The organism is Arthrobacter sp. Y3224055, from assembly GCF_059090825.1.
Genome location: NZ_JBNHGB010000008.1, coordinates 62,947 through 87,726, shown reverse-complemented (window position 1 = coordinate 87,726; position 24,780 = coordinate 62,947). Strand labels below are relative to the sequence as shown.

General features: G+C 67.5%; 17 protein-coding genes and 1 tRNA gene. 8 read left to right on the top strand and 10 right to left on the bottom strand.

Annotated features, from left to right (window positions below):
- The first annotated feature begins 48 nt into the window (after positions 1–48).
- The 3 genes from AC5RTY_RS16650 to AC5RTY_RS16640 all read left to right on the top strand — a co-directional run bounded on the left by AC5RTY_RS16650 (position 49) and on the right by AC5RTY_RS16640 (position 3,100).
- Complete coding sequence (locus AC5RTY_RS16650; RefSeq protein ID WP_494001743.1) at positions 49–1,308, top strand: M24 family metallopeptidase; 1,260 nt, start codon at positions 49–51, stop codon at positions 1,306–1,308.
- Positions 1,309–1,410: 102 nt separating this feature from the next.
- Entirely contained in the window at positions 1,411–2,235 is an 825-nt protein-coding gene (locus AC5RTY_RS16645) for a creatininase (protein ID WP_494014658.1), read from the top strand.
- A gap of 55 nt (positions 2,236–2,290) precedes the next feature.
- A complete protein-coding gene (locus AC5RTY_RS16640; RefSeq protein WP_494014659.1) occupies positions 2,291–3,100 on the top strand; it encodes an IclR family transcriptional regulator in 810 nt (269 codons plus the stop codon).
- Positions 3,101–3,140: 40 nt separating this feature from the next.
- On the opposite strand, the gene AC5RTY_RS16635 is transcribed toward AC5RTY_RS16640, so the two are convergent.
- Both AC5RTY_RS16635 and AC5RTY_RS16630 read right to left on the bottom strand, forming a co-directional pair.
- On the bottom strand, positions 3,141–4,286 hold the full coding sequence (locus AC5RTY_RS16635; RefSeq protein WP_494014660.1) for an aromatic ring-hydroxylating oxygenase subunit alpha: 1,146 nt from the start codon (positions 4,284–4,286) through the stop codon (positions 3,141–3,143).
- Positions 4,287–4,333: 47 nt separating this feature from the next.
- A complete protein-coding gene (locus AC5RTY_RS16630) occupies positions 4,334–5,539 on the bottom strand; it encodes an NAD(P)/FAD-dependent oxidoreductase (RefSeq protein ID WP_494076779.1) in 1,206 nt (401 codons plus the stop codon).
- 246 nt (positions 5,540–5,785) lie between these two features.
- Between AC5RTY_RS16630 and AC5RTY_RS16625 the strand changes: the two genes are divergently transcribed.
- The 3 genes from AC5RTY_RS16625 (at position 5,786) to AC5RTY_RS16615 (ending at position 10,703) form a co-directional block, all read left to right on the top strand.
- Positions 5,786–6,136 carry a bifunctional 3-phenylpropionate/cinnamic acid dioxygenase ferredoxin subunit gene (locus AC5RTY_RS16625; protein ID WP_494001748.1) on the top strand — a complete coding sequence of 117 codons (351 nt, stop codon included), beginning with the start codon at positions 5,786–5,788 and terminating at the stop codon, positions 6,134–6,136.
- Between the two features lie 31 nt (positions 6,137–6,167).
- Positions 6,168–8,078, top strand: coding sequence for a BCCT family transporter (locus AC5RTY_RS16620; protein ID WP_494014662.1), 1,911 nt, complete (start codon positions 6,168–6,170; stop codon positions 8,076–8,078).
- Between the two features lie 141 nt (positions 8,079–8,219).
- Complete coding sequence (locus AC5RTY_RS16615) at positions 8,220–10,703, top strand: GcvT family protein (protein WP_494139965.1); 2,484 nt, start codon at positions 8,220–8,222, stop codon at positions 10,701–10,703.
- A gap of 29 nt (positions 10,704–10,732) precedes the next feature.
- On the opposite strand, the gene AC5RTY_RS16610 is transcribed toward AC5RTY_RS16615, so the two are convergent.
- From AC5RTY_RS16610 to pcrA, 5 genes are all read right to left on the bottom strand, one after another.
- Complete coding sequence (locus AC5RTY_RS16610; protein WP_494050299.1) at positions 10,733–11,788, bottom strand: zinc-dependent alcohol dehydrogenase family protein; 1,056 nt, start codon at positions 11,786–11,788, stop codon at positions 10,733–10,735.
- 118 nt (positions 11,789–11,906) lie between these two features.
- Positions 11,907–12,827: a succinate--CoA ligase subunit alpha gene (sucD, locus tag AC5RTY_RS16605; RefSeq protein WP_494001752.1), complete on the bottom strand. Its 921-nt coding sequence runs from the start codon at positions 12,825–12,827 to the stop codon at positions 11,907–11,909.
- An 18-nt stretch (positions 12,828–12,845) separates the two neighbouring features.
- A complete protein-coding gene (gene sucC / locus AC5RTY_RS16600; protein ID WP_494073387.1) occupies positions 12,846–14,009 on the bottom strand; it encodes an ADP-forming succinate--CoA ligase subunit beta in 1,164 nt (387 codons plus the stop codon).
- Positions 14,010–14,228: 219 nt separating this feature from the next.
- Positions 14,229–15,317: a mechanosensitive ion channel family protein gene (locus AC5RTY_RS16595; protein ID WP_494139964.1), complete on the bottom strand. Its 1,089-nt coding sequence runs from the start codon at positions 15,315–15,317 to the stop codon at positions 14,229–14,231.
- 75 nt (positions 15,318–15,392) lie between these two features.
- On the bottom strand, positions 15,393–17,789 hold the full coding sequence (gene pcrA, locus AC5RTY_RS16590; protein ID WP_494023414.1) for a DNA helicase PcrA: 2,397 nt from the start codon (positions 17,787–17,789) through the stop codon (positions 15,393–15,395).
- Between the two features lie 96 nt (positions 17,790–17,885).
- Here pcrA and AC5RTY_RS16585 point away from each other — a divergent pair, with 96 nt between their 5' ends.
- Together AC5RTY_RS16585 and AC5RTY_RS16580 are read left to right on the top strand one after the other, a co-directional pair.
- Complete coding sequence (locus AC5RTY_RS16585; RefSeq protein ID WP_494001756.1) at positions 17,886–18,542, top strand: hypothetical protein; 657 nt, start codon at positions 17,886–17,888, stop codon at positions 18,540–18,542.
- A gap of 17 nt (positions 18,543–18,559) precedes the next feature.
- A tRNA-Arg gene (locus tag AC5RTY_RS16580) sits at positions 18,560–18,632 on the top strand.
- A 421-nt stretch (positions 18,633–19,053) separates the two neighbouring features.
- Here AC5RTY_RS16580 and AC5RTY_RS16575 read toward each other — a convergent pair.
- The 3 genes from AC5RTY_RS16575 to AC5RTY_RS16565 form a co-directional block, all read right to left on the bottom strand.
- Positions 19,054–20,283 carry an ROK family transcriptional regulator gene (locus tag AC5RTY_RS16575; protein WP_494139963.1) on the bottom strand — a complete coding sequence of 410 codons (1,230 nt, stop codon included), beginning with the start codon at positions 20,281–20,283 and terminating at the stop codon, positions 19,054–19,056.
- A gap of 114 nt (positions 20,284–20,397) precedes the next feature.
- Positions 20,398–22,278, bottom strand: coding sequence for an ABC transporter ATP-binding protein (locus AC5RTY_RS16570; RefSeq protein ID WP_494100873.1), 1,881 nt, complete (start codon positions 22,276–22,278; stop codon positions 20,398–20,400).
- 189 nt (positions 22,279–22,467) lie between these two features.
- Entirely contained in the window at positions 22,468–24,777 is a 2,310-nt protein-coding gene (locus AC5RTY_RS16565; protein ID WP_494139962.1) for an FdhF/YdeP family oxidoreductase, read from the bottom strand.
- Positions 24,778–24,780 lie beyond the last annotated feature (3 nt).

The window sequence follows — 24,780 nt, the reverse complement described above, 5'->3', positions numbered from 1 at the left end:
CCTCAAAGCCACCTTTCCCGCACACAGAAACACCATGAAGGAGATCCAATGACCATCGCCCCCGCCTCCCCCTCCGCCAACAGCGTGTCCGAGCTCGAGCGCCTGAAGGTCCTGCACAACGGTGAGAAGCAGCAGCTGACCTTCTCCGATGCGGAATTCGAACGCCGCCTGGCCGGGCTGCGGCAGATTATGGCCGCCAAGGAGCTCGACGCGGTCATCCTGACCAGCTACCACGGCATCAAGTACTACTCGGACTTCCTGTACACGACGTTTGGCCGCAACTACGCCCTGGTCGTCACCGCAGACGACTCGGTCACGGTCACCGCCAACATCGACGCCGGAATGCCATGGCGCACCAGCTACGGCGAGAACATCGTCTACACGGACTGGAAGCGAGACAACTTCTACTTCGGCCTCCAGGAAGCCCTGCGCCAGCGCGGCGTCAGCGCACGCCGCCTCGGTGTCGAGGACGATGCCCTGCCGTTGATGACCCGCCAGCGCATCCAGGCCGCCTTCGACGGCGCCGAACTGCTCGACGTCTCGCAGGACGCGATGCGCCAGCGGATGATTAAGTCGGCCGAGGAAATCGAGGTCATCAAGCACGGTGCACGGATCGGCGACCTGGGCGGCGAGGCCATCAAGGCGGCCATCCGGGAAGGCATCAGCGAGTACGAAGTGGCACTGATCGGCACCGAGGCCATGGTCCACGAGATTGCCCGCACCTTCCCGCACCGCGAAGTCCGTGACACCTGGGTCTGGTTCCAGTCCGGCATCAACACCGACGGTGCGCACAACTGGGCCACCACCCGCAAGCTGCAGCGCGGGGACATCCTGTCCCTGAACTGCTTCCCGATGACCTCCGGTTACTACACCGCGCTGGAACGGACCCTGTTCCTGGGCGAGCCGGACGAACGCTCGCTCGAGCTGTGGAACATCAACGTAGAGGTGCACCGCCGCGGGCTGGAACTGATCAAGCCCGGCGCCGTCTGCAAGGACATCGCCGCCGAGCTGAACGAGATCTACATCGGCCACGGGCTGCTGGCGAACCGCACGTTCGGGTACGGCCACTCGTTCGGCGTCCTCTCGCATTACTACGGACGCGAGGCAGGCCTGGAACTGCGCGAGGACATCGACACCGTCCTGGAACCGGGCATGGTCGTTTCCATGGAGCCGATGATCACCGTCGCCGACGGCGAACCCGGTGCCGGCGGCTACCGCGAACACGACATCCTCGTCATCGGCGAAGACAGCGTGGAAAACATCACTAAGTTCGGTTTCGGCCCCGAGAACAACATCATCCAGGCCTGACCCGACCTGCCGGGGCGGGGCCGTTTGGTCCCGCCCCGGCAGCACCACCTGCAATCCACCGCCCATCGCGAATGAGCCGCACAACGATCGTTTGGAGCAAGCATGCCTGCCAGCGTGTACATGGAAGAACTCGACGCCTTTACCTATCGGGAACGCATCGCCGACGACAACGCCGTCGTGCTGATCCCGGTCGGCTCCATTGAGCAGCACGGGCCGCATATGCCGCTCAACGTGGATGTTCTCCTGTCTACGGCGTTGGCCGGTGCGACGGCGTCATCCATCGGTGGTGTTGTCGCCGCTCCCGTCGTCTACGGGTACAAGTCCCAGCAACGCTCCGGGGGCGGCAACCACCTCCCCGGCACCACCAGCCTCGACGCCGCGACGGTCATTTCCATCGCCAAGACGCTCACCCTGGAATTTGCCCGGCACGGTGCCCGGAACATTGCCTTCATCAACGGCCATTTCGAGAACTACCAGTTCCTGTACGAAGGCGTCGACCTGGCGCTCCGCGAACTGCACCAAAGCGGCGTCCAGGACGTCAAGGTAGTGCTGCTCTCCTACTGGGACTTCGTTGACGAGCGGACCATCACCGAGCTGTACCCGGATGGCTTCACCGGCTGGGACCTGGAGCACGGCGGCGTGCTGGAAACCTCGCTCATGCTGCACCTCTACCCGGAGCGCGTCCGCATGGACAAGGTCGTCGACGCTCCCCCCGCCGTCCTGCCGAACTACGATGTCCTGCCCGTCAACCCCGAACTGACACCGGCCTCCGGCTGCCTTTCCTCCGCGGCCGAGGCGACCGCCGGCAAGGGCAAAATCCTCCTCGAGCGGGCATCGGCCGGCATGGCTGCCGCCCTGTCCCGCGAATTCTCCCCTACCGTGGCGCAGGCACGCGCCGCCGACCCTGAATCCGTCGCGGCACTGTAGGACCAGCTTCGCCGTGCGGGCCCACCGCGCCCTGCCGCAATGAGATTATGGTCCTATGGCCGATCCTGAAGAGTTCGACGACGAGGCGTCGCCTGAGAACCTGAACCGCGGTGTGCAGTCTGTGGACCGCGCCATCACCGTGCTCGAGATCCTGGCGCGCCGTGGCGCCGCCGGCGTCAGCGACATCGCCGAGGAAATGGGCGTGCACAAGTCCACCGCGTCGCGGCTGCTGGCGTCCTTGGACCAGCGCGGCATGGTGCAGCAGAACAGCGAGCGCGGCAAATACCAGCTCGGCTTTAGCATCCTGCGGCTCGCGAACTCGATCCCGGGGAACCTGAGCCTGGTGCGCGAGGCACGGCCCGTGCTGGAACGACTGGCGGAACAGTACAAGGAGACCGTGAACCTGGCAGTCCTGCGTTCCAACTATGCCGTCAACGTGGACCAGGCGCGGGGCACCTCCACTCTGGCGATGTCCGACTGGATCGGCAGTCTGACGCCCCTCCACGCCACGTCCAGCGGTAAGGTCCTGCTGGCGGGGCTCACCTCCGAAGACCGGCTCAAGATCGTGAAGCAAACCCGGTTGCCGGCGCAGACCGCGAACACGATCACCTCCCGGCAGAAACTGGAAAAGGAGCTGCTCCAGGTCTCCGCCCAGGGCTACGCCGTCGTCAAGGAAGAATTCGAGATCGGCCTGAATTCCATTGCTGTTCCGGTATGGGACCACCTGGGAACCGTTATCGGATCCGTCAGCATTTCGGGCCCGGCCTTCCGGTTCAAGCCCGAGCAGATTGACGGGCTGGTCGAGGACATCAAGCAGGCCGGGCAGGACATCAGCGCCCGGATGGGCTACTCCCGGGACAGCTGACCGCCGCCGGCTACCCAATGACGACGCCGGCGCCCGGCTGTCATTTGACGACGGCGGCGGCGGGCTCTCCGGCCAGTCGGGCCGTGACCCACTCGTGGAACGCGCTGATGTGGTGTTCGCTGGGAACCAGCACGCCGCCGTTGGCGTAGATCTTGGAGCCCATCGCCGGCTGGCAGCGTTCGCACGCGTCGAAGTCCTGCTGGTTCACCCGGTGAAAGAGCTCGACGGAGGCCGTGAGGTCCTTTCCGGCTTCCACCACGCCGGGCATGTACAGCCAGTCGCACTCCACCACTGTCCGGTCCGCGGCCAACGGAAACATCCGGTGGATGATCACGTGGTCCGGCACCAGGTTCAGGAAGACCGTGGGTCTGATGGTCACCGCGTAATAGCGCCGGTCCTGGTCGTCGGCGATGCCCGGAATCCGTTCCAAGCCTTCCGACCCGTCCACCGTGAAGCCCTTAACGTCCTCGCCGAATTCGGCGCCGTGGCCCACAAAATACTGCGCGGCCAGTCCATCGGCGAACTCCGGCAGCACTTCCGTCAGCTCCGGATGGATGGTCGCGCAGTGATAGCACTCCATGAAGTTCTCGATAATCAGCTTCCAGTTGGCCTTCACGTCGTACCTGATCCGCCGGCCCAGGCTGAGGTTGGCGATGTCGTAGCCGTCGATCGCGCCGGCGTCGCCCAGGCGCTCTTCGATCGCCCCCACCACGTCGTCGTCGAACGACGGCGGTTCCTCCGCGAGGCACAACCACACGTAACCCAGGTATTCGCGCACCGGAACATCCACCAACCCGTACTTTTGCCGGTCGATATCGGGCATCTTGGTGAGATTGGGCGCCGCGATGAGCTTGCCATCGAAGTCGTATGTCCAGGCGTGGTAGGGACATTGGAACGAACGTCCCGCCTCACCGCTCTCTTCCATGCAAAGTTTGACGCCGCGGTGCCGGCAGATGTTGTAGTACGCACGGACGGTGCCTTTGCGGTTGCGGGTCACGATGACCGATTCGCGGCCAACCTGCACCGTCCGATAGGCGCCGGCTTTGTCAAGGTCGGCGGACCTGACCGCACAGAACCACATCTGCTCGAAGATGCGTTCCTGCTCGGCCCGAAAGACGTCGTCGTCAACATAGGTATGGCCGGGCAGGGTGGCGATCAGGCTATCCGAAACCATTTCGGCGGTCATGCGAACTCCTTTGAACAGAACTGGCAGCGGGAGAATGGGTGCGTTGCTCAGGATGCGGCGGCGAATTCGGCTGAAAGTACGCCCAGGTGCCGTTCGGCTTCCCGGTTGAGGAATTTGCGCCACCTGGTGAACTGGCGGACCTGGTTGACACCCAGCACGGCAACGGGGTCGGCTCCGGCATAGTAGACGGCGAGGAAGCTGTTGTCTTCGAGGCAGCCGTGTTCAATTTCAACCCGGTCGTGGCCGTGCACGTGGCCGGCAAACTGAATGCGCGAGCCGTATTGGTCGGACCAGAAATAGGGCGGATTGACCGGCGGCAGGGTCGCGGTGTCCTGCAACAGCGCTGCCACTGCAACGGCAGGTTGCTCCAAGGCCCCGGTCCAGTGCTCAACCCGCTGGTGCGCCCCTGCCCGCGGGTCCCACCAGGCCGCGCAGTCCCCGACGGCCACCACCGAGGAGACGCTGGTGCGGCCCGCCGAGTCGCAGAGCACGCCGTTGCCCAACTCTATTCCGGAGCCGAGCAGCCAGTCGGTGTTCGGTTGCCCGCCGATGCCCACCAAGACGATGTCGGCGGGAAGTTCCCGCCCGTCGTCGAGCACCACGTGGCTGACGTTTCCGCCGCTGGTGCGGAAGGACCGGACAGATGTGCCGCACAGCATCTCCACCCCGCCGGCCAAGTGCAGCCCGGCGACGGCCGCACCCATCTCGACGCCCAGGGCGCCGGACAGTGGGGCAGGAGACCGCTCCACCACGGTGACGTCGAGGCCCGCGTCACGGGCGGTCGAAGCGGTCTCGGCGCCGATGAAGCCTGCCCCGATCACCACCATTTTCCGGCCGGGAAGCAGATGACCGCGGAGCGCACGGGCATCGTCCAACGTGCGGAGGGTGAAAACGTTCGCGCAGCCATCGACTTCGGGGAGTACCCGGGCGGAGGACCCGGTGGCCAGGACCAGTCCGTCCGCGGCGAGGCTCCGTCCGTCGCTGAGCGACACGGTCATCGACTCCGGGTCGAGGCCTATGGCCGTCACACCCAAAATCCATTCCGCGGCCAACTCGTCGTCCCCGTCGACTAATGCCAGGTCCGCCTCCGAGACCCGGCCCGCCAGGAAGTCCTTGGACAGCGGCGGACGGTCGTAGGGCGGATGCACTTCCGCTCCAACGACGATCAGGCGGCCGGCAAAACCTTGGTTCCGTGCCGCCCGGGCCGCAGAAAGCCCGGACAGCGAAGCTCCGATGACAACAAGGGTCTGCATGGATAGGGCCTTTCACAGCATGAGGGTCCACGTTTTCCGAAGAAGCAGCGCCTGACGCAACACGACGCGCTATGTGAAACAGCTTGAAGACGGATTCCGCGTGTGTCAAGGGGTAAGGACCCGCAGAAAAGAATTTCTCCAAACCCTTGACAACGGAATGTGACCCGGCACACTGTTGCCTATCGTGAACGCCGTTGTTCACGACGGAACTTGGCACGCTGTGTCGTTGCGAAAGAAGGCGCCCCCATGCATCAGGCCTGCCCCTTAAGCCAGCTAACCCCCGGCGACGCCATCCGGCTTGACACTTCGCCTCCCATCGCCGTCTTCCACACGGAAGAGGGCGAGCTCTTTGCCATTGACGACACGTGCACCCACCAGGACGCCTCGCTGGCGGACGGCTGGGTAGAGGGCTGCGAAGTCGAGTGCCCGCTGCACGCGTCGAAGTTCAATCTGCGTACCGGCGTCGTTGACGCGCCGCCGGCAAAACTCCCGGTCCGCGTCCACGGTGTCTCCGTCGTGGACGGCATCATCATGGTCCAGGAATCAGAAGAGGCCCCGAATCTCCCGCCCGGCCTGCAGGTCGACGGGTTCGTGTAGCCGGGCCTTCGTCATCCACCAAAGGAACCAGATGTCAGTGAACAACGATCTTGCAGTTGATGATGGCCCACCCGACCACGAGGTGCAGCGGGTGCTGGCCCAGGAGCCCTCCGACAGACCGGCCAATGCGCCGCCGGATCAAGCGGGCACCGAGGAGGACGCCCGGATCCTGGCCGAGCTTCGGGAGAGCGAGAACGAGCAGGCGCTGGCGGGCCGCCAGCGGACGAGCGGAGGCTTGGACAAGACAGTCTTCGCCGTGGCCGGCGCCCTCGCCGTCGCTTTCGTGGCCTGGGGTTTCCTGGCCACCGAGCATCTCGGCACCACCTCGGTCACCGTACTGAACTGGGTGATGGAGAATACCGGTTGGCTCTTCATCCTGCTGGCCTCGCTCTTCGTGGTTTTCGTGCTGTGGCTGGCGATCGGCCGGTTCGGCAACATCCCGCTGTCCAAGGACGGCGAAAAGCCGGAGTTCCGCACCATCTCCTGGATCTCCATGATGTTCGCCGCCGGCATGGGCATCGGCCTGATGTTCTACGGCGTGGCAGAACCGATGTACCACTACATCGCCCCGCCGCCCGGCACCGTGGACGGGCAGACGCCGGAGGCAATCCAGACGGCGATGGCAACCTCGCTGTTCCACTGGACGCTGCACCCGTGGGCGATGTACGCCGTCGTCGGCATCGCCATGGCCTACGGCACCTACCGGCTGGGCCGCAAACAGCTGATCTCGGCAATCTTCACCTCCCTGTTCGGCAGCAAGACGGTGGAGGGACCGGCCGGGAAGTTCATCAACATCCTGGCCATCTTCGCCACCCTCTTCGGCACGGCCGCGTCGCTCGGCCTCGGCGCCCTGCAAATCGGCAGCGGCTTGGCGTTCAACGGGTGGGTGGGCGAGCTGGCCACCGGCGTGCTCGTGGTCATCATCGCCGTGCTCACGGCCTGCTTCATCGCCTCGGCCGTCTCCGGAATCCGCCGCGGCATTCAGTGGCTGGCCAACATCAACATGGTGCTGGCCGTTCTTCTGGCGCTGATCGTGTTCCTTGCCGGCCCCACGCTGTTCATCCTGAACCTGGTGCCGGCCGCCGTCGGGGATTACGCCCGCGACCTGGCCGAGATGGCCTCCCGCACCGAAGCGGTGGGCGACGAGGCGCTGCGCAGCTGGATGTCCGGCTGGACGGTCTTCTACTGGGCCTGGTGGGTGTCCTGGACACCGTTCGTCGGCATGTTCATTGCCCGGATCAGCCGCGGCCGCACCATCCGCCAGTTCGTCACCGGCGTGCTGCTGGTGCCAAGCGTTGTGAGCGTCGCGTGGTTCGCGATCTTCGGCGGCGCCAGCTTTGGAGTGCAGGCCGCGGCAGACGCCACACCGGATACCGGCGACGGGCTGGTCGACATGGTCGACGGCGAACCGACCATCTCCTTCGACGGCGCCCTCTTCGATCTGCTGCAAAACCTGCCGTTGCCGAACATCCTGGCCGGCGCGGTGGCGATCCTGGCGATGGTTCTGGTAGGGATCTTCTTCGTCACGGGCGCCGATTCGGCCTCGCTGGTGATGGCTTCCCTCAGTTCCAACGGGGCCGAAGAGCCCTCCCGCGGCGTCGTGATCTTCTGGGGCGCGCTGACCGGCGGAGTCGCTGCGGTGATGTTGCTGGCCGGCGGGGACCAGCCGGCCGAGGCCCTGAACGGGCTCAAGAACATCACCATCGTGGTCGCGCTGCCGTTCGTCCTGGTGATGCTGCTGATGTGCATTGCGCTGGCCAAGGACCTGCGCCGTGATCCGCTGGCGCTGCGCCGCCGGTTGGCCGACTCCGTCGTGGAACGCGCCATCCGATCCGGGGTGGGCCAGCACGGCGGCAGCAGGTTCGACCTGGTCACCAAACACGAATGCGACGACACCTGTCCCGAAGGGAAGTGCCCGGCAGCTGCTCCACCGCCCGCCTAGGCCGCCCTGCGGCGGGCGGCCGGGGCAACCGGGCCACCCGCCGCACCCCAAACTCGCCGCCCCACAACGCATGGCCTCACATTCAAAACGCATGGCCCGGCATCTCTTGCCCCGCCCTGCTACCTGAAGGAGCATTACCGCATGAGCACTTCCCCGCGCATCGTCATCATCGGAGCAGGGATCGTCGGCGCCAATCTGGCGGACGAACTGGCGGCCCGCGGCCGGACGAACGTGACCGTCCTGGAGCAGGGCCCGCTGCATCTGGCCGGCGGGTCGAGTTCGCACGCACCCGGGCTGGTCTTCCAAACCAACCCGTCCAAGACCATGACCGAATTCGCCCGCTACACCGTGGGCAAAATGCGCTCGCTCACGGCCGACGGCATCTCCTGCTTCAACCAGGTGGGCGGGCTGGAGGTGGCCACCACGCCCGCGCGGTTCGACGAGCTCAAGCGCAGGGCCGGCTTCGCCGCCTCCTGGGGCGTGGAGGCACGGCTGATCGATCCGGATGAATGCGAAAAGCACCATCCGCTGCTGCCGGCCGGCAACGTGCTCGGCGGCCTGCACATCCCCTCCGACGGGCTGGCCCTCGCGGCCCGCGCCGTCCGGCTGCTGATCGCCCGCGCCTCCGCCGCCGGCGTCGAGTTCCGCGGTTCCACCACCGTGACGGGCATTGAGCACGACGGCGGGCGGGTCACCGCGGTGGAGACCGACACCGGGAGGGTGCCCGCCGACGTCGTGGTCTGCTGTGCCGGGTTCTGGGGGCCGAAGATCGGCGCCATGGTCGGCATGACGGTGCCTCTGCTTCCGCTGGCGCACCAGTACGTCAAGACCTCGGCGCTGCCGGTGCTGGCCGGCCGGAACGAACTGCCCAACGGCGCCCGGTTGCCGATCCTGCGCCACCAGGACGCGGACCTGTACTTCCGCGAGCACGGTGATCGGCTGGGCATCGGTTCCTACGCGCACCGGCCCATGCCGGTGGACCTGGACGGGCTGCCGGCTGTCGCGCCGGCGGACGTCTCCGACGACCGCATGCCCTCGCGGCTGGGCTTCACGCCGGCGGACTTCGAACCGTCCTGGCGGGAAAGCCAGCGGCTGCTGCCGGCCCTCCGCGGCGCGGGCATCACCGACGGCTTCAACGGCGTCTTTTCCTTCACCCCCGACGGCGCCCCGGTGATCGGGGAGTCGCCGGACGTCGCCGGCTTTTATCTGGCCGAAGCCGTGTGGGTCACCCATTCGGCGGGAGTGGCCAAGGCGGTTGCAGAGCTGCTGGTGGACGGGCGGTCGCAGACGGACCTGCACGAAGGCGACGTGCGCCGGTTCGAAGACGTGCAGCTGGCCCCGGAATACATCAGCGAGACGTCGCAGCAGAACTTCGTGGAGATCTACGACGTGCTGCACCCGCTGCAACCGCGCGAATCCCCGCGGAACCTGCGCACCAGCCCCTTCTTCGGCCGCCAGCAGGAGCTCGGCGCGGTCTTCCTGGAATCCGGCGGCTGGGAGCGCCCGCACTGGTACGAGGCCAACGCGGCCCTGCTGGCGGCGCTGCCGCAGGACTGGCGGGAACCGGAGCGCGACGCCTGGGCCGCCCGCTACCACTCCCCCATCGCCGCGGCCGAAGCGTGGAAGACGCGCACCGCCGTCGCCATGTACGACATGACGCCGCTGAAGCGGGTGGAGGTGTCCGGGCCGGGCGCCCTGGCCCTGCTGCAGCGGCTGGGCACCGGGCAGCTGAACAAGAAACCCGGGGCGGTGACTTACTGCCTGTTGCTGGATTCGGGTGGCGGCATCCGCAGCGACATCACGGTGGCCCGGCTGGCCCCCGAGCGGTTCCAGGCCGGCATCAACAACAACGCCGACTACGAGTACCTGCGCGGCGAGGCGGCCGCGCAATCGCAGGCCGACCCGGCCCAGTGGGCCCGGGTCGAGGACATCACCGCCGGCACCTGCTGCATCGGGCTCTGGGGCCCCCTGGCGCGCGGCGTGATGGCCAAGGCCAGCAGCGACGACTTCAGCAACGACTCGCTCAAGTACTTCCGCACGGCCCAGGTGCGCGTCGCCGGCCTCTCCGTCACCGCGATGCGGCTCTCCTATGTGGGCGAGCTGGGCTGGGAACTGTACACCACGGCCGACCAGGGGCTCAGGCTCTGGGACGCGCTGTTCGACGCCGGGCAGGAGCACGGGATCGTCCCCGCCGGCCGGGCCGCATTCAACAGCCTGCGGCTGGAAAAGGGCTACCGGCTCTGGGGCACCGACATGACCACCGAGCACACGCCGGAGGAGGCGGGCCTCGGGTTCGCGGTCAAGGCCGACAAGGGCGAATTCGTCGGCGCCGCCGCGCTGGCCGCCGCGGGCGCGCCGCCCCGCCGGCTGCGCTGCCTGACCATCGACGACGGCCGGTCGGTGGTGCTGGGCAAGGAGCCGGTATACGTGGACGACGTCCCGTCCGGCTACGTCACCAGCGCGGCCTTCGGCCACACGGTAGGCCGGCCGGTGGCGTACGCGTGGCTGCCTGCGGACATCGGGGAGGGAGACGGCGTCGAGATCGAATACTTCGGCCGCCGCATCCCGGCCACCGTCGCCGCCGAGCCGCTGGTCGACCCCGGCATGGAACGCCTGCGCGGCTAGGCCCGCGCTGGCGGGAAGCCCGGCCGCGGTTAGGGCCGCAGCATCACCTTGATCGCGCGGCGCTCGTCCATGGCCCGGTAGGCTTCCGCGGCGTCGCCGAGGGGCATGACCGCGTCGAAGACCTTGCCGGGGTTGATCTTCCCGGCCAGGACGTCCTCGAGGAGTTCCGGAAGGTATTCGCGGGTGGGCGCGGCGCCGCCGGCGACGGCAATGTTTTTCGAGAACAGCACGCCGATGGGCAGTTCGGCGCCGCCGGCGGGGACGCCGACGAACCCGACGGAACCGCCGGGCCTGGTGCAGCGCAACGCCTGGTCCATGGACTCCGCCGTGCCCACGCACTCGAGCACGGAGTCGGCCAGCACGCCGCCGAGCAGCTCCTTGACCTTTTCGGCGGCGGCCTTCCCGCGTTCCGCCACCACATCGGTTGCCCCGAATTCGCGCGCCAGTGCCGCCCGGTCGTCGTAGCGGGACATCGCGATGATCCGCTCGGCGCCCAGCCGCCGGGCTGCCAGCACTCCGCACAGCCCGACGGCGCCGTCACCCACGACGACGACGGTGCGTCCCGGGCCGACCTTGGCGCTGATGGCCGCGTGGTGTCCGGTCCCCATCACGTCGGAGAGCGTGAGCAGGCTCTTGGCCAGTTCCTCTCCCGGTTCTGTCACGCCGGGCACCGCAACAAGCGTGGCGTCGGCGTGGGGCACCCGCACGGCTTCGCCCTGCCCGCCGTCGACCGGCAGGCCGTGTTCGTCCCGGCCTCCCCAGCTGGCCCGGCGTTCGCAGGAGGTTTGCACGCCGTTGCGGCAGGGTGGGCACTCGCCGCAACTGATGGCCCACGGGGCGATGACGAAGTCGCCGGCGGACAGCGCCTGCACCGCGTCGCCGGTGGCCTCGACCACGCCGATGAGTTCGTGGCCGATGGGATGCGGCCTGCCCGGCTCGCGGATGCCGCGGTAGGGCCACAGATCGGAGCCGCAGACGCAGGTGGCGCTCACGCGCACGATCGCGTCGGTGGGGGCAAGGATTTCCGGGTCGGGTCGTTCCTCGACCCGGATGTCGCCCGGTCCGTGGATGATGGCAGCGCGCATGAAGCCTCCTGTGCAGTGGTGGTGCTTTCCAGCCTAACCGCGTCGCCGCGGCGGCCGGGAACGGGCGAAGCCCGCCACCTTGTGCAGGTGGCGGGCCTCGATGCCGTAGGCGGAGGGCCTAGAGGCTGGACGGTGCCTCGTGGTCCGGGTAGACCTCGCGCAGCAGGTGCGCGGTCTCGGACGGGGTCTTGCCGACCTTCACGCCCGCGGCCTCGAGGGCCTCCTTCTTGGCCTGGGCCGTGCCGGAGGAGCCGGAGACGATGGCGCCGGCGTGGCCCATGGTCTTGCCCTCGGGCGCGGTGAAGCCGGCCACGTAGCCGACGACCGGCTTGGTGACGTTGGCCTTGATGTACTCGGCGGCGCGCTCCTCGGCGTCGCCGCCGATTTCGCCGATCATCACGATCGCCTTGGTTTCCGGATCGGCCTCGAACGCGGCCAGGGCGTCGATGTGGGTGGTGCCGATGACCGGGTCGCCGCCGATGCCGATGGCGGTGGAGAAGCCGAGGTCGCGTAGTTCGTACATCATCTGGTAGGTCAGCGTGCCGGACTTGGAGACCAGGCCCACGCCGCCCTTGCCGGTGATGTTCGCCGGGGTGATGCCCACCAGCGACTCGCCGGGCGTGATGATGCCCGGGCAGTTCGGGCCGATGATGCGGGTGATCTGGTTGCCGTCGGAGTCCTTCTTGGACTGTGCCAGCGCCCAGAACTCGGCGGAGTCCTGCACCGGCACGCCCTCGGTGATCACCACGACGAGGCCGATTTCGGCCTCGATGGCCTCGACCACGGCGTCCTTGGTGAAGGCCGGCGGGACGAAGACGATGGAGACGTCGGCGCCGGTCTCGGTGACGGCTTCCTTGACGGTGCCGAAGACCGGCAGGGTCTTCTCGCCGTGGGTGACGGTGGTGCCGGCCTTGCGCGCGTTCACGCCGCCAACGATGTTGGTGCCGGCGTGCAGCATGCGCGCCGTGTGCTTGGAGCCTTCGCCACCGGTGATGCCCTGGACGATGACCTTCGAGTCCTTGTTGATGAAGATAGACATGTTTTAGTTCCTCGGTCCTTAGGCGTTGGCCAGCTCGGCGGCCTTGTCGGCGCCCTGGTCCATGGTCAGGGCCAGGGTGACCAGCGGGTGGTTGGCGTTGAGCAGGATCTGCCGGCCTTCGTCGACATTGTTGCCGTCGAGGCGGACAACCAGCGGCTTGCTGGCCTTCTCGCCCAGGATTTCCAGGGCCTTGACGATGCCGTTTGCCACGGCGTCGCAGGCGGTGATGCCGCCGAAGACGTTCACGAACACGCTCTTGACCTGCTCGTCGTTGAGGATGACGTCCAGGCCGGCGGCCATGACCTCGGCCGAGGCGCCGCCGCCGATGTCCAGGAAGTTGGCGGGCTTGACGTTGCCGTGCTTCTCGCCGGCGTAGGCGACGACATCCAGGGTGGACATGACCAGGCCCGCGCCGTTGCCGATGATGCCGACCTGTCCGTCGAGCTTGACGTAGTTCAGGTCCAGTTCCTTGGCCTTGGCCTCGAGCGGATCCGCGGCGTCCTTGTCCTCGAGCTCCTCGTGGCCGGGCTGACGGAAGGAGGCGTTCTCGTCCAGCGAGACCTTGCCGTCCAGGGCGACGATGTCGCCGGCGCCGGTCTTGACCAGCGGGTTGACCTCCACCAGGGTGGCGTCTTCCTTGATGAACACGTCCCAGAGCTTGACGATGACCTCGGCGACCTTGGGGCGAAGGTCTTCGGCGAAGCCGGCCTCGGCAACGATTTCGTCGGCCTTGGCCTGGTCGATGCCCACGGCCGGGTCGATGGCAACCTTGGCCAGGGCGTCCGGGCGCTCCACGGCCAGCTGCTCGATCTCCATGCCGCCCTCCACCGAGCACATGGCCAGGTAGTTGCGGTTGGCGCGATCCAGCAGCACGGAGAAGTAGTACTCCTCGGCGATGTCGGCGCCCTGCGCGATCATGACCTTCTTGACCGTGTGGCCCTTGATGTCCATGCCGAGGATGTTGGAGGCGTATTCGAATGCCTCGTCCGGGGTCTTGGCAACCTTGACGCCACCGGCCTTGCCGCGGCCTCCGACCTTCACCTGAGCCTTGACGACAACTACGCCGCCAATTTTCTCAGCAGCTGCCTTGGCTTCTTCTGGGGTGTACGCAACGATTCCAGCCAGCACGGGTACTCCGTGTGCCTCGAAGAGATCGCGCGCCTGGTATTCATACAGGTCCACGGGTTGTGTCCTTCTACGTCGAAGTCGTTTCTGACTCGGAGCGGCGTCCGCGGTTGGCCGTGGCGGTGACCACGGACGGTGAGCGGATGCCTGCAGTGCTCCATGGGGAACTCTAGCCCCTTTGGCCTCGGGCGCCGGTCCCAGAGTACCGCTTTAGTGGCCAAGGGCACACTTCTACGACTTGTAGAAGTGTCCGGCTTTGAGGTATCGGCGCCGAACCTAATTCTTGCCGCCGGCTCCCGTCTGATCCACGACGGCGGTGTTCCCGCCTTGGGCGGCGGCCCCGTCCTGCGCGGTGGTTCCCCCGCCCTGCGCGGCAGCGTCCCCGTCCTGCGCGGTGGTTCCCCCGCCCTGCGCTGCGGCTGCTGCCGGTGCACTGCCCCTGATCACGGTCTGGTTTAGCAGCGGAATGCGCAGGCCTTCCTCGGCCAACGCTTCCTTAAGGCGGGCCCGCATCTTGCGCGCGATTGCCCACTGTTCCAACGGCTTCGTGCGGATGGCCAAACGGATCACCACGGATTCGCCGGTCAGTGCCTCCACACCCCAGACCTCCGGATCGTCCAAAATCAGCCTGCGGTTGTCCTCGTCCATGCGCAGCTCCATGGCGGTCTTGAGGATCAACTCGGAGACCTTCTCCACATCGGAGTCGTACGGCACCGGGATGTCCAGCACTGCCCGCGCCCAGCCCTGCGAGGAGTTACCCACCCGCAGGATCTCCCCGTTGCGAACGTGCCACAGCGTGCCGTCCACGGCGCGCACCTGCGTGACCCGCAGACCGACCGACTCCACGGTGCCGGATGCCTCGCCCAAGTCGACCACGTCACCGATGCCGTACTGGTCTTCGGCCACCATGAACAGCCCGGACAGGTAGTCCTTGACCAGGGTCTGGGCGCCAAAACCAATGGCGACGCCGGCAATACCGGCACTGGCCAGTACCGGGCCAAGATTGAATTCCAGCTCCGTGAGCACCATCAACGCGGTGACGCTGGCCAGCACGATGGTGGTGATCGAACGCAGCACCGATCCGATTGTCTTCGAGCGCTGGGCCCGGCGAACCGCGGCGATCGGCGAGTCCTGAATCAGCCAGTAGCGCGGGTCCTTCGTGTTCTTGGGCGCTGCCGGGTCGAATTTGTCCAGCTTGGCGGTCTCGCCATCGGCGATCTTTCCGGTGACGCGTTTGATCACCATCCGCAGCACAATGTTCAGCAGGAATCCACCCAGCAGGATCAGCGAAACGCGCAGCGGCTTGTCAAGCCAGAAATCGGGGGTTGCCAGCCGTTCCAAAGTCCTGATGTCCACGTGGTCCATGGATAAGAACGGTAAGCGCCCCGTCATGCCGCTGCCAAATGCGCCGTCGCAAACGTGGCGCATCTCCCAGCGGGGTCAGCCCATCTTGGTCAGCGGCGCATAGCGCAGCAGCAGCCGCTTCTCGCCGGCGTCGAATTTGACCTTGGCCACCGTCTTGTCGCCGGCTCCTTCGAGGCCCAGGACGGTCCCGTTGCCGAAGCTCGCGTGGTTGACCTTGTCGCCGATGGACAGCGCGATGACTTCCTTCTGCGGCTGCACCCGTCCAGCCCGGGTCTTGGCGCTGGTGATCGACGGCGCCGATCCCCGCATGTTGCTGATGTCCTGGCTGCCCGAGGTCCCGGCACCCCAGTGCGATCCCGAGTAGCGGCTGGACCCGAAGCTGCCCGCGGAGGCAAAGGTCGGGCGGGCCGTGCCTTCGCGTTTCCAGTCGATGAGTTCGGCCGGCACCTCTTCGATGAACTGGCTGGCCGGATTGAACTGGCTCTGGCCCCACATGCTGCGCGACTCGGACCGGGTCAGGTACAGCCGCTGGCGGGCGCGGGTCAGGCCGACGTAGGCCAACCGGCGCTCTTCGGCCAGCTCCGTCGGGTCGGTCATGGAGCGCTGGTGCGGGAAGATTCCGTGTTCCATGCCGGTGAGGAAGACCACCGGAAACTCCAGTCCCTTGGCGGTATGCAGCGTCATCAGCGTCACCACGCCCTGGTCCTGGGCCAGCCGTGCCGCCTCGCTGTCCGGGGCGTCGGGCACCTGGTCCGCGTCGGCCACCAGCGCCACCTGTTCCAGGAATTCGGACAGCGACCCTTCCGGGTTGTCCCGTTCGTATTCGCGCACCACGGCCACGAGTTCGGCCAGGTTTTCCACGCGGGATTCATCCTGCGGGTCGCTGCTCTGGCGCAGCATCGCCAGGTAGCCGGTCTGCTCCAGCACGGCCTCCAGCGCGGCCGCCGCACCGGACCCGGCGGCCACCTCGGCCAGGTCGTCGATAAGCTTCACGAAGCCGGCGACCGCGTTCACCGACCGGGTGGCCATGCCGGGCGCCTCCTCCGCCCGGCGCAGCGCGTCCATGAACGAGATCCGGTCCCTTTCCGCGAGCGCCGCGACGGCGTACTCGGCCCGGTCGCCGATCCCGCGCTTCGGTTCGTTGAGGATGCGGCGCAGGTTGACGACGTCGTCCGGGTTGGCCAGGACCCGCAGGTAGGCCAGCGCGTCCTTGATCTCCTTGCGTTCGTAGAAGCGGGTGCCGCCGACTACCTTGTAGGGCAGCCCCACCCGGACCAACAAGTCTTCGATGGACCGGGACTGGGCGTTGGTCCGGTAGAAAATGGCGATGTCGCCGGGGCGGATGCCCTCGGAGTCCTGCAGCCGGTCGATCTCCCCGGTGATGAAGCGGGCCTCGTCGTGCTCGTTCTCGCCCACGTAGCCGATGATCTTCTCGCCGTCGCCCTCGGCGGTCCAGAGCCGCTTGGCCGGGCGGTCGGGGTTCCGGGAGATCACCGAGTTGGCCGCGGTGAGGATGGTCTGGGTCGACCGGTAGTTCTGTTCCAGCAGGATGGTGCGCGCGCTGGCGTAGTCCTTCTCGAAATCGACGATGTTGCGCACGTCGGCCCCGCGGAAGGCGTAGATGGACTGGTCCGAGTCGCCCACCACGGTTAGTTCGCCGGCCGGCACCGACCCGTCCTCGGACTCCCGGGTCAGCTCGCGCACCAGCCGGTACTGGGCATGGTTGGTGTCCTGGTATTCGTCCACCAGCACGTGGCGGAACCGCCGGCGGTACGAGTCCGCAATCGCCGGGAACGCCTGGAAAATGAAGACAACCTGCGCGATCAGGTCGTCGAAGTCCATGGCGTTGGCCTGGCGCATCCGCTGGGTGTACCCGGTGTAGACCGAGGCCACCGCCTGCTCGAACGGATCCGAATAGTTGGCGGTGGAGGCAAAGGACTCGTCGTCGATCAGTTCATTCTTCAGCGCCGAGATCTTGTGCTGGATGGACTTGGGCGGGAAGCGCTTCGGGTCCAGGTCCAGCCCCTTGGCCACCTGGCTGACCATCCGCAGCGTGTCCGCCGAGTCGTAGATGGAGAAGTTGGAGTTCAACCCCACGTGCTTGGCTTCGCGGCGCAGGATCTTCACGCAGGATGAGTGGAACGTGGAAATCCACATCCGCTTGGCCGAGTCCCCCACCAGCGACTCGATCCTCTCCCGCATCTCCGCGGCGGCCTTGTTCGTGAAGGTGATGGCGAGGATCTCTCCCGGCCGTGCGCGGCGGGTGGCGAGCAGGTACGCGATGCGATGGCTGAGCACCCGGGTCTTGCCGGATCCGGCGCCGGCGACGATCAGCAGCGGGGAGCCGGCATGCTTGACCGCCTCTTCCTGCTGCGGGTTCAGCCCCGAGAGCAGCTCTTCGGCGCCGGGCAGATGCGGAGCGGGCGGAGAGGCAACATGCGGGTCGAACGCCGGGTCGGTGAGGAAATCCATGGTCCCCTAAGTCTATTAGCCACCACCGACACTGCGGGACGCCGGCGGCGACTTCCGACCACGGCCGACGCAGGAGCGCCCCGGCATAATGGTTGTATGTCCAAAACCCCAGCACAGCGCGCGAAGAAACACGGTGCGGCGGCGGCCCCAGCCCCCGGCAGCAGCGCCGCCGCGAGGCCTGCCGTTCCCGGCAGCACCCGGTCGCCCCAGCGCGCTGCCGGCAACGCGAACCTGATCGTCATCGCCGGGGCCGCGGCCTCGGCCTTTCTGTTCGGCTACTCGTTCCTGCTGGTGATGCCGCAGTTCTCCCAGCTGACCGGGGGGCTGGCCATGCCGGACACGCTCATCGGCGGATACTCCACCGAGTACGTCCAGCAGGTGCGCACCGCGTTCGGCGAAGACGGTGCCGGGCAATACAACTACTGGCACAAGACAGCCGACACCATCTTCCCGCTGATGTTCGGCTTCACGTGGCTGATCCTGCTGGGGCAGCAAATCCGCCGCCTCGGCTGGCGCTGGCTCGCCTGGTCCGTCGTCGTGCTTTACGTGGCAGCGGATCTGGGGGAAAACCTCGCCGTCGACGCCATGCTGGCCACGGACCCGGTCGGCGACGCGTCACTGGCGAGCTTCCTCACTGTCGCCAAGTCCGTCCTGTTCGGGCTGAGCCTGGTCGCCGCCGTCGTCGCGGTCTTCACGCGTAAACCCCGGCCTGCCGGAGGCCCGGCCGCCGCACCGGCGGGCGGCGCCGTTTAAGCTAAGCTTTTGGCGTTGCCCCCGTAGCTCAGGGGATAGAGCACCGCTCTCCTAAAGCGGGTGTCGGCAGTTCGAATCTGCCCGGGGGCACTTCACCGCCGGCCCTGTCGGCGAAATGCGGCGGCCGCGCCCGGCCCGTTAACCAGGGCAGCCGACCGCCGCCTGTGCAACCCCCCACGGAAGCACAGACGGTAGCCGGCTGTAGTGCCTTCCACCAAAGCGGCCAGGAATTCCCGTCAGCTGGGACCGCTGGTTCCGGTTCTTCCCGTTCGCCGGAGCCAGCAGTATCTTCCCGCCGCCTGTTGGCCGACGGCCGAGCCGTTCCCCTGAAGCACGTGAGCCGCTGAAGGGACCGTTCATTTTCCCAAAGCGTGAGCACTCCAGGCACTGCCGTCACCATATATCTAAATCGATTGGATTTAATAAAGCAACTCCTGAACCCGTCAGGGCGGCGGCCCGGTCCGATGACGCCGACGTCGCTGTGTGAACCGCACCCCTGCCCGCGTCCCGGCTAGCCGCCCAGGATCAGCCCGCTGGCCTTGGGCGAGAGCGCGTCATCCAGCACCAGGCAGGCGCCGCCGATGGCCCCCACCTCGAAGCCCAGCGGGGACGACACCACGTCAACCTCGTGGATCGCCCGCGAGACGAACCGTTTGTTGATTTCCTCCCGCAGGATGGGCAGCGCGAGCTCGTCCAATCCGTCCCACAGCGGGCCGCCGAAGATGACCCGGTCCACGTCCAGGATGTTGGCCACCTGCCCCACGGTTCCGCCCAGCAACCCGGCGGCCCGGCCGATGATCGCCGCGGCCGCCGGCTCCCCCTCGCTGGCCATGCGGCAGAGCGTGACGATCCTTTCGGTGGCCTGATGGCGGTCCCCCAGCTCGGCGCCGGCCGGGAAGATGCCGGCCTCCATGGCCTGCCGGAACAGCGTGCCGAAGTTCAGCGCCATGCCCACGCAGGTGCGTTTCCCGCAGTCACACGGCGGGACCTCCGCCTCCACCGGAAAATGGCCGATCTCCCCGATATTGCTGGAGGCGCCGCGCAGCACCTGTCCGTCGAGCACGATGCCGGCGCCCAGGCCCGTGCCCAGGTAAACGAACACGAAGTTCTCGGGCTCCCGCCGTTCGCTGGCCCACAGTTCCGCCACCGCCGCGGCCGTCGTGTCCTTGTCCATCAGCACCGGCAGGCCCGTCAGGTCGCGCAGGGGTTCGCGCAGCGGCACCGAAGTCCACTCGCGCATCATCGGCGGATCCACCACCATCCCTTCGACCGCGTCGATCGGCCCGGGCGCGGCCAGCCCGATGCCCAGGATGCGGTGGCGTTCGATTCCGGAAGCGGCGATGAGCGCCTCCGTGGCCGCGGCCATCGCGGCGGCCATCCCGTCCGGCTGCCCGGCGGCGGGAACATCGTGCCGGGCACGCGCAACCACCTCGCCGTCGAGGTTCAGCATGACCAGGGTCATGACCACGGGGTCGAGGTGGATGCCGATGGCGAGCCGGCTGGAAAGTTCCAGCTGCAGGACCGTGCGCGGTTTTCCGGGCCCGCTGACCGTCTTGCGGTCCTCGCGCACCAGGCCCTCGTCCACCAGCCGGCGCACCACGTTGGAGATGGTCTGCGGGGACAGCCCGGTGCTCTCCACCAGTTCCACCCGGGCGATTCCCCCGCGGGCACGTCGGATGGCGTTAAGGATCACGGCCTGGTTGTAGCCGCCCAGGCGGCCCAGGTTGGTTCCGCGCTGCATTGCACCCGCTTTCCACTTCTTCGACGTGTGGGACCCAGAGCAACTCTAGTCATTGAGCGGGCGGACCACACCCGCCACGCGGCCACCCTCCCGGCGCGGGCCGGACCGCCGCAGTCAGGCCAAACCGGCCACCGGGGTATCGCTGAGGAACTGGGTCCGGTACAGCTCGGCGTAGCGGCCCTCCAAGGCCAGCAGTTCAGCGTGCGTGCCCTGCTCGGCAATCCGGCCGCCCTCAATGACCAGGATCCGGTCGGCGGAGCGCACGGTGGACAGCCGGTGGGCAATGACGACGGCGGTGCGCCCCTCGAGTGCCTCGCTGAGCGCGGCCTGCACGGCGGCTTCGTTGGTGGAGTCCAAGGCCGCCGTCGCCTCGTCCAGGATCACCACCCGGGGATGGCCCAGCAGCAGCCGGGCGATGGTCATCCGCTGCCGTTCGCCGCCGGAGAGGCGGTAGCCGCGCTCCCCCACCATGGTGTCCAGGCCGTCCGGCAGGGAACGGATCAGGTCCTGCAGCCGGGCGCGGCGCAGAACGTCCCATATCTCGTCGTCGCTGGCCTCCGGCCGGGCCAGCAGCAGGTTGGAGCGGATGGTCTCGTGGAACAGGTGTCCGTCCTGGGTCACCATGCCGATGGTTCCGCGCAGCGCCTCGAAGCTCAGGTCACGGACATCGGTGCCGGATAGCTCGACGGCACCGGAGTCCACGTCGTACAGGCGGGCCAACAACTGGGCCATGGTGGATTTTCCGGCCCCGGAGGAGCCCACCAGCGCCACCGTCTGGCCCGGCTCCACCCGGAAGCTGATCCCGTGCAGCACTTCCTCGCCGCCGCGGGCGTCGAGGGTCGCGACCTCCTCCAGCGAGGCCAGCGACACCTTGTCGGCGGAGGGGTAGGCGAACCGCACGTCCTTGAACTCGACGGAGACCGGGCCCGGCGGCACCGCAGCGGCGTCGTCCTTTTCGGTAATCAGGGGCTTCAGGTCCAGCACCTCGAAGACGCGCTCGAAGCTGACCAGCGCACTGGAGATCTCCACCCGGGCGTTCGCCAGGGCCGTCAGCGGCGCGTACAGGCGGGTGAGCAGGAGCGCCAGCGTCACCACCTCGCCCGGATCCAACTGGCCGATGATGGCGTAGAAACCGCCGAGCCCGTAGACCAGGGCCAGCGCCAGCGCGGACACCAGGGTGAGCGCCGTGACGAACACCCACTGCATCACCGCCGTCTTGATGCCGATGTCGCGCACCCGCTGGGCCCGGAGCTTGAACTCGCGGGATTCGTCGGCGGGCCGGCCGAACAGCTTGACCAGCGTGGCCCCGGGTGCGGAGAACCGTTCGGTCATTTGCGTGCTCATGGCGGCGTTGTGGTCGGCGGTCTCCCGGCGCAGTTCGGCGAGCCGGCTGCCCATCCGGCGGGCCGGCAGCAGGAACACCGGCAGCAGCAGCAGCGCCAGCAGGGTGACCTGCCAGGAGGTGTTCAGCATGACGATCAGCGTGAGGATCAGCGCCACGAGGTTGCTCACCACCCCGGAGAGCGTTCCGGCGAAGGCACGCTGCGCCCCGATGACGTCGTTGTTCAGCCGGCTGACCAGCGCGCCGGTGCGGGTGCGCATGAAGAAGGCGATCGGCATCTTCTGGACGTGGTCGAATACGGCGGTGCGCAAATCCAGGATGATGTCCTCGCCCAGCCCGGAGGAAATCCACCGGGTCACCATGCTGAGCCCGGCGTCGGCGATGGCCACCAGGGCGATGACGACGGCGAGCCAGACCACTACCTCGACGCCGGTTTTGGCCACGATCGCGTCCACCACCCGGCCGGCGAGAACCGGCGTGGCGACGGCCAGCGTGGCGGTCACGACGGAGAGCAGCACAAAGACAGCAATCTTGCCCTTGTAGGGCGCGGCGAACGCAAAGGTCCGGCGGACAGTCTCCCGCGAGAAGGACTTCTGCTCCTTCGAGTGCGAAAGCCGGTACAGCGAACTCCAGGCTGCCCCTTCCATGGACATGATGGCTCCTAACGGCTGATGGTGCTACTGCCACCCTAGAACCAATCCGCACGCCCTGGTGTTCCTGCCAGCGGCCATGCGGCCGGAAGCTGTCCGGAATTGCGGGTGGGCAGGCGAAGGGCGCCGGCCTGACGAGTGCAGGACCGGCGCCGCCCCCGCCCGCCCGGCGCCACCCGGCGCCGCCCGGCGTCAGCTGAGCTGCTTCTCCTCGTGCGGGACGAAGCGGACCGTCATCGCCTTGAAGCCCGGCGTGTTGGACTCCCGAGCCACCAGGTCCCGGTGCACCAGCGCGTTGGCCTCCGGGAAGTAGGCGGCCGCACAGCCCCGCGCCGTCGGGTAGGACACCAGGCGGAACTCGTCGGCGCGGCGCTCGGTGCCCTTGAACGTGCTGATCACGTCCACCACGTCGCGGTCGGCGAAGCCCAGTTCGGCCAGGTCGTCGGGGTGCACCAGGATGACCCGCCGCCCGTTGGAGATGCCCCGGTAGCGGTCGTCCAGGCCGTAGAACGTGGTGTTGTACTGGTCGTGGCTGCGGATGGTCTGCAGGATCAGGTGTCCCTCGGGCGCCTCCAGGTACTCCAGCGGGCTGACCGTGAACCGCGCCTTGCCGATGTCGGTGGCGAAGGAGCGCGTGTCGCGCGGCGGGTTCGGCAGCACAAAGCCGCTCTTGTTCCGGATCCGGGTGTTGAAGTCCTCGAACCCCGGCAGCACGCGGGAGATGTGGTCCCGGATCACGTCGTAGTCCTCGGCCATCGCCCGCCAGTCCACCGGGTGGTCGTCGCCGAAGGTGGCCTGGGCCATCCGCGCGATGATCACCGGTTCGGCCAGCAGGTGCTCGCTGACCGGCTCCAGCCGGCCCTGCGTGGACCGGACGACGGACATGGAGTCTTCCACCGAGAGGAACTGCGCGCCCTTCGGGTGCTTGTCGTCCCGGTCGGTGCGGCCCAGCGTCGGCAGGATCAGCGACGTCTTCCCGTGCACCACGTGGGAGCGGTTGGGCTTGGTGGAGACATGCACGGTCAGGCCGGCCTTCTTCATCCCGCTCTCGAGCAGCTCGGTCTCGGAGTTCGCCAGCGCGAAGTTGCCGCCCATGGAGACGAAGACGTCGACCTTGTCCTCGTGGAAGCGGTCGATCGCCTCGGTGGAATCGACGCCGTGCTCGCGCGGCGAGGCGATGCCGAACTCCTTGTCCAGCGCCGCCAGCAGCCACTCCTTGGGCTTCTCCCAGATGCCCATGGTGCGGTCGCCCTGGACGTTGGAGTGGCCGCGGACCGGGCAGGCACCGGCGCCGGGCTTGCCGAAGTTGCCCTGGAGCAGCAGCAGGTTCACGATTTCGCGCAGGGTATCGACCGAGTGCGGCTGCTGGGTCAGGCCCAGCGCCCAGCAGATGATGGTGGCCTTGGACTTGGCCAGCAGCCCGGCGACCTTGGCGATCTCCAGCCGCGACAGCCCGGTGGCCTTCTCGGTTTCGGTCCAGTCGACGTGCCGGCGGGCTTCGACGTACTCCTCGAAACCTTCGGTGTTCGCGTCGATGAATGCCTTGTCCACGACGGTGCCCGGGGCGCGGCCTTCTTCTTCGAGCAGCAGGTGTCCCAGCGCCTGGAAGAGGGCGAGATCCCCGCCCACCTTGATCTGCAGGAATTCGTCGGCCAGCGCGGTGCCGCCGCGCAGCAGCCCGTCCACCGACTGCGGGTCCTTGAACGCCATCAGGCCGGTTTCGGGCAGCGGGTTCACCGCCACGATGGTGCCGCCGTTGTCCTTGCACTCCTTGAGCGCGGAGAGCATGCGCGGGTGGTTGGTCCCGGGGTTCTGGCCGACCACGAAGATCAGTTCGGAGTGGTGGATGTCCTCCAGCGACACGGTGCCCTTGCCGATGCCGATGGTCGGGTTCAGGGCGCTGCCGGAGGACTCGTGGCACATGTTGGAGCAGTCCGGCAGGTTGTTGGTGCCCAGCGAGCGTGCGAACAGCTGGTACATGAACGCGGTCTCGTTGGCGGTCCGGCCCGAGGTGTAGAACACGCAGCGGTCCGGCGTCGTGGCCCTGATGCGTTCGCCAATCAGGCTGAACGCGTCCGCCCACGAGATCGGCGAATAGTGCGTCTCCCCCTCACGGATGATGACCGGCTCGGTGATCCGGCCCTGCTGGCCCAGCCAGTACTCGGTCTTCGTGGAGAGCTCTTCGATGGAGTGGCGCGCCCAGAACTCGGGCGTGACGGTGCGCTTCGTGTTCTCCTCCGCCACCGCCTTGGCGCCGTTTTCGCAGAACTCGGCCGGCTTGCGCGGACCGGTGATGGATTCGGGCCAGGCGCACCCCGGGCAGTCGAAGCCGCCGCGCTGGTTGATCCGCAGCAGCGACCGGGCGGTGCGGGAGACGCCGGCCTGTTCGATGCCGCGCTCCAACGCAACCTTCACCGCCGGAATACCGGCGGCGACCTTCTTCGGTTCCTTGACCTTCAGGGTGCTTTCATCAATGTCATTCACGGGTGCCGGACGAGTCATGCC

Coding starts and splice junctions, on each gene's coding strand:
- AC5RTY_RS16650 (WP_494001743.1), top strand. CDS start 49: ATGACCATCGCCCCCGCCTCCCCCTCCGCCAACAGCGTGTCCGAGCTC.
- AC5RTY_RS16645 (WP_494014658.1), top strand. CDS start 1,411: ATGCCTGCCAGCGTGTACATGGAAGAACTCGACGCCTTTACCTATCGG.
- AC5RTY_RS16640 (WP_494014659.1), top strand. CDS start 2,291: ATGGCCGATCCTGAAGAGTTCGACGACGAGGCGTCGCCTGAGAACCTG.
- AC5RTY_RS16635 (WP_494014660.1), bottom strand. CDS start 4,286: ATGACCGCCGAAATGGTTTCGGATAGCCTGATCGCCACCCTGCCCGGC.
- AC5RTY_RS16630 (WP_494076779.1), bottom strand. CDS start 5,539: ATGCAGACCCTTGTTGTCATCGGAGCTTCGCTGTCCGGGCTTTCTGCG.
- AC5RTY_RS16625 (WP_494001748.1), top strand. CDS start 5,786: ATGCATCAGGCCTGCCCCTTAAGCCAGCTAACCCCCGGCGACGCCATC.
- AC5RTY_RS16620 (WP_494014662.1), top strand. CDS start 6,168: ATGTCAGTGAACAACGATCTTGCAGTTGATGATGGCCCACCCGACCAC.
- AC5RTY_RS16615 (WP_494139965.1), top strand. CDS start 8,220: ATGAGCACTTCCCCGCGCATCGTCATCATCGGAGCAGGGATCGTCGGC.
- AC5RTY_RS16610 (WP_494050299.1), bottom strand. CDS start 11,788: ATGCGCGCTGCCATCATCCACGGACCGGGCGACATCCGGGTCGAGGAA.
- sucD (WP_494001752.1), bottom strand. CDS start 12,827: ATGTCTATCTTCATCAACAAGGACTCGAAGGTCATCGTCCAGGGCATC.
- AC5RTY_RS16595 (WP_494139964.1), bottom strand. CDS start 15,317: ATGGACCACGTGGACATCAGGACTTTGGAACGGCTGGCAACCCCCGAT.
- pcrA (WP_494023414.1), bottom strand. CDS start 17,789: ATGGATTTCCTCACCGACCCGGCGTTCGACCCGCATGTTGCCTCTCCG.
- AC5RTY_RS16585 (WP_494001756.1), top strand. CDS start 17,886: ATGTCCAAAACCCCAGCACAGCGCGCGAAGAAACACGGTGCGGCGGCG.
- AC5RTY_RS16575 (WP_494139963.1), bottom strand. CDS start 20,283: ATGCAGCGCGGAACCAACCTGGGCCGCCTGGGCGGCTACAACCAGGCC.
- AC5RTY_RS16570 (WP_494100873.1), bottom strand. CDS start 22,278: ATGTCCATGGAAGGGGCAGCCTGGAGTTCGCTGTACCGGCTTTCGCAC.
- AC5RTY_RS16565 (WP_494139962.1), bottom strand. CDS start 24,777: ATGACTCGTCCGGCACCCGTGAATGACATTGATGAAAGCACCCTGAAG.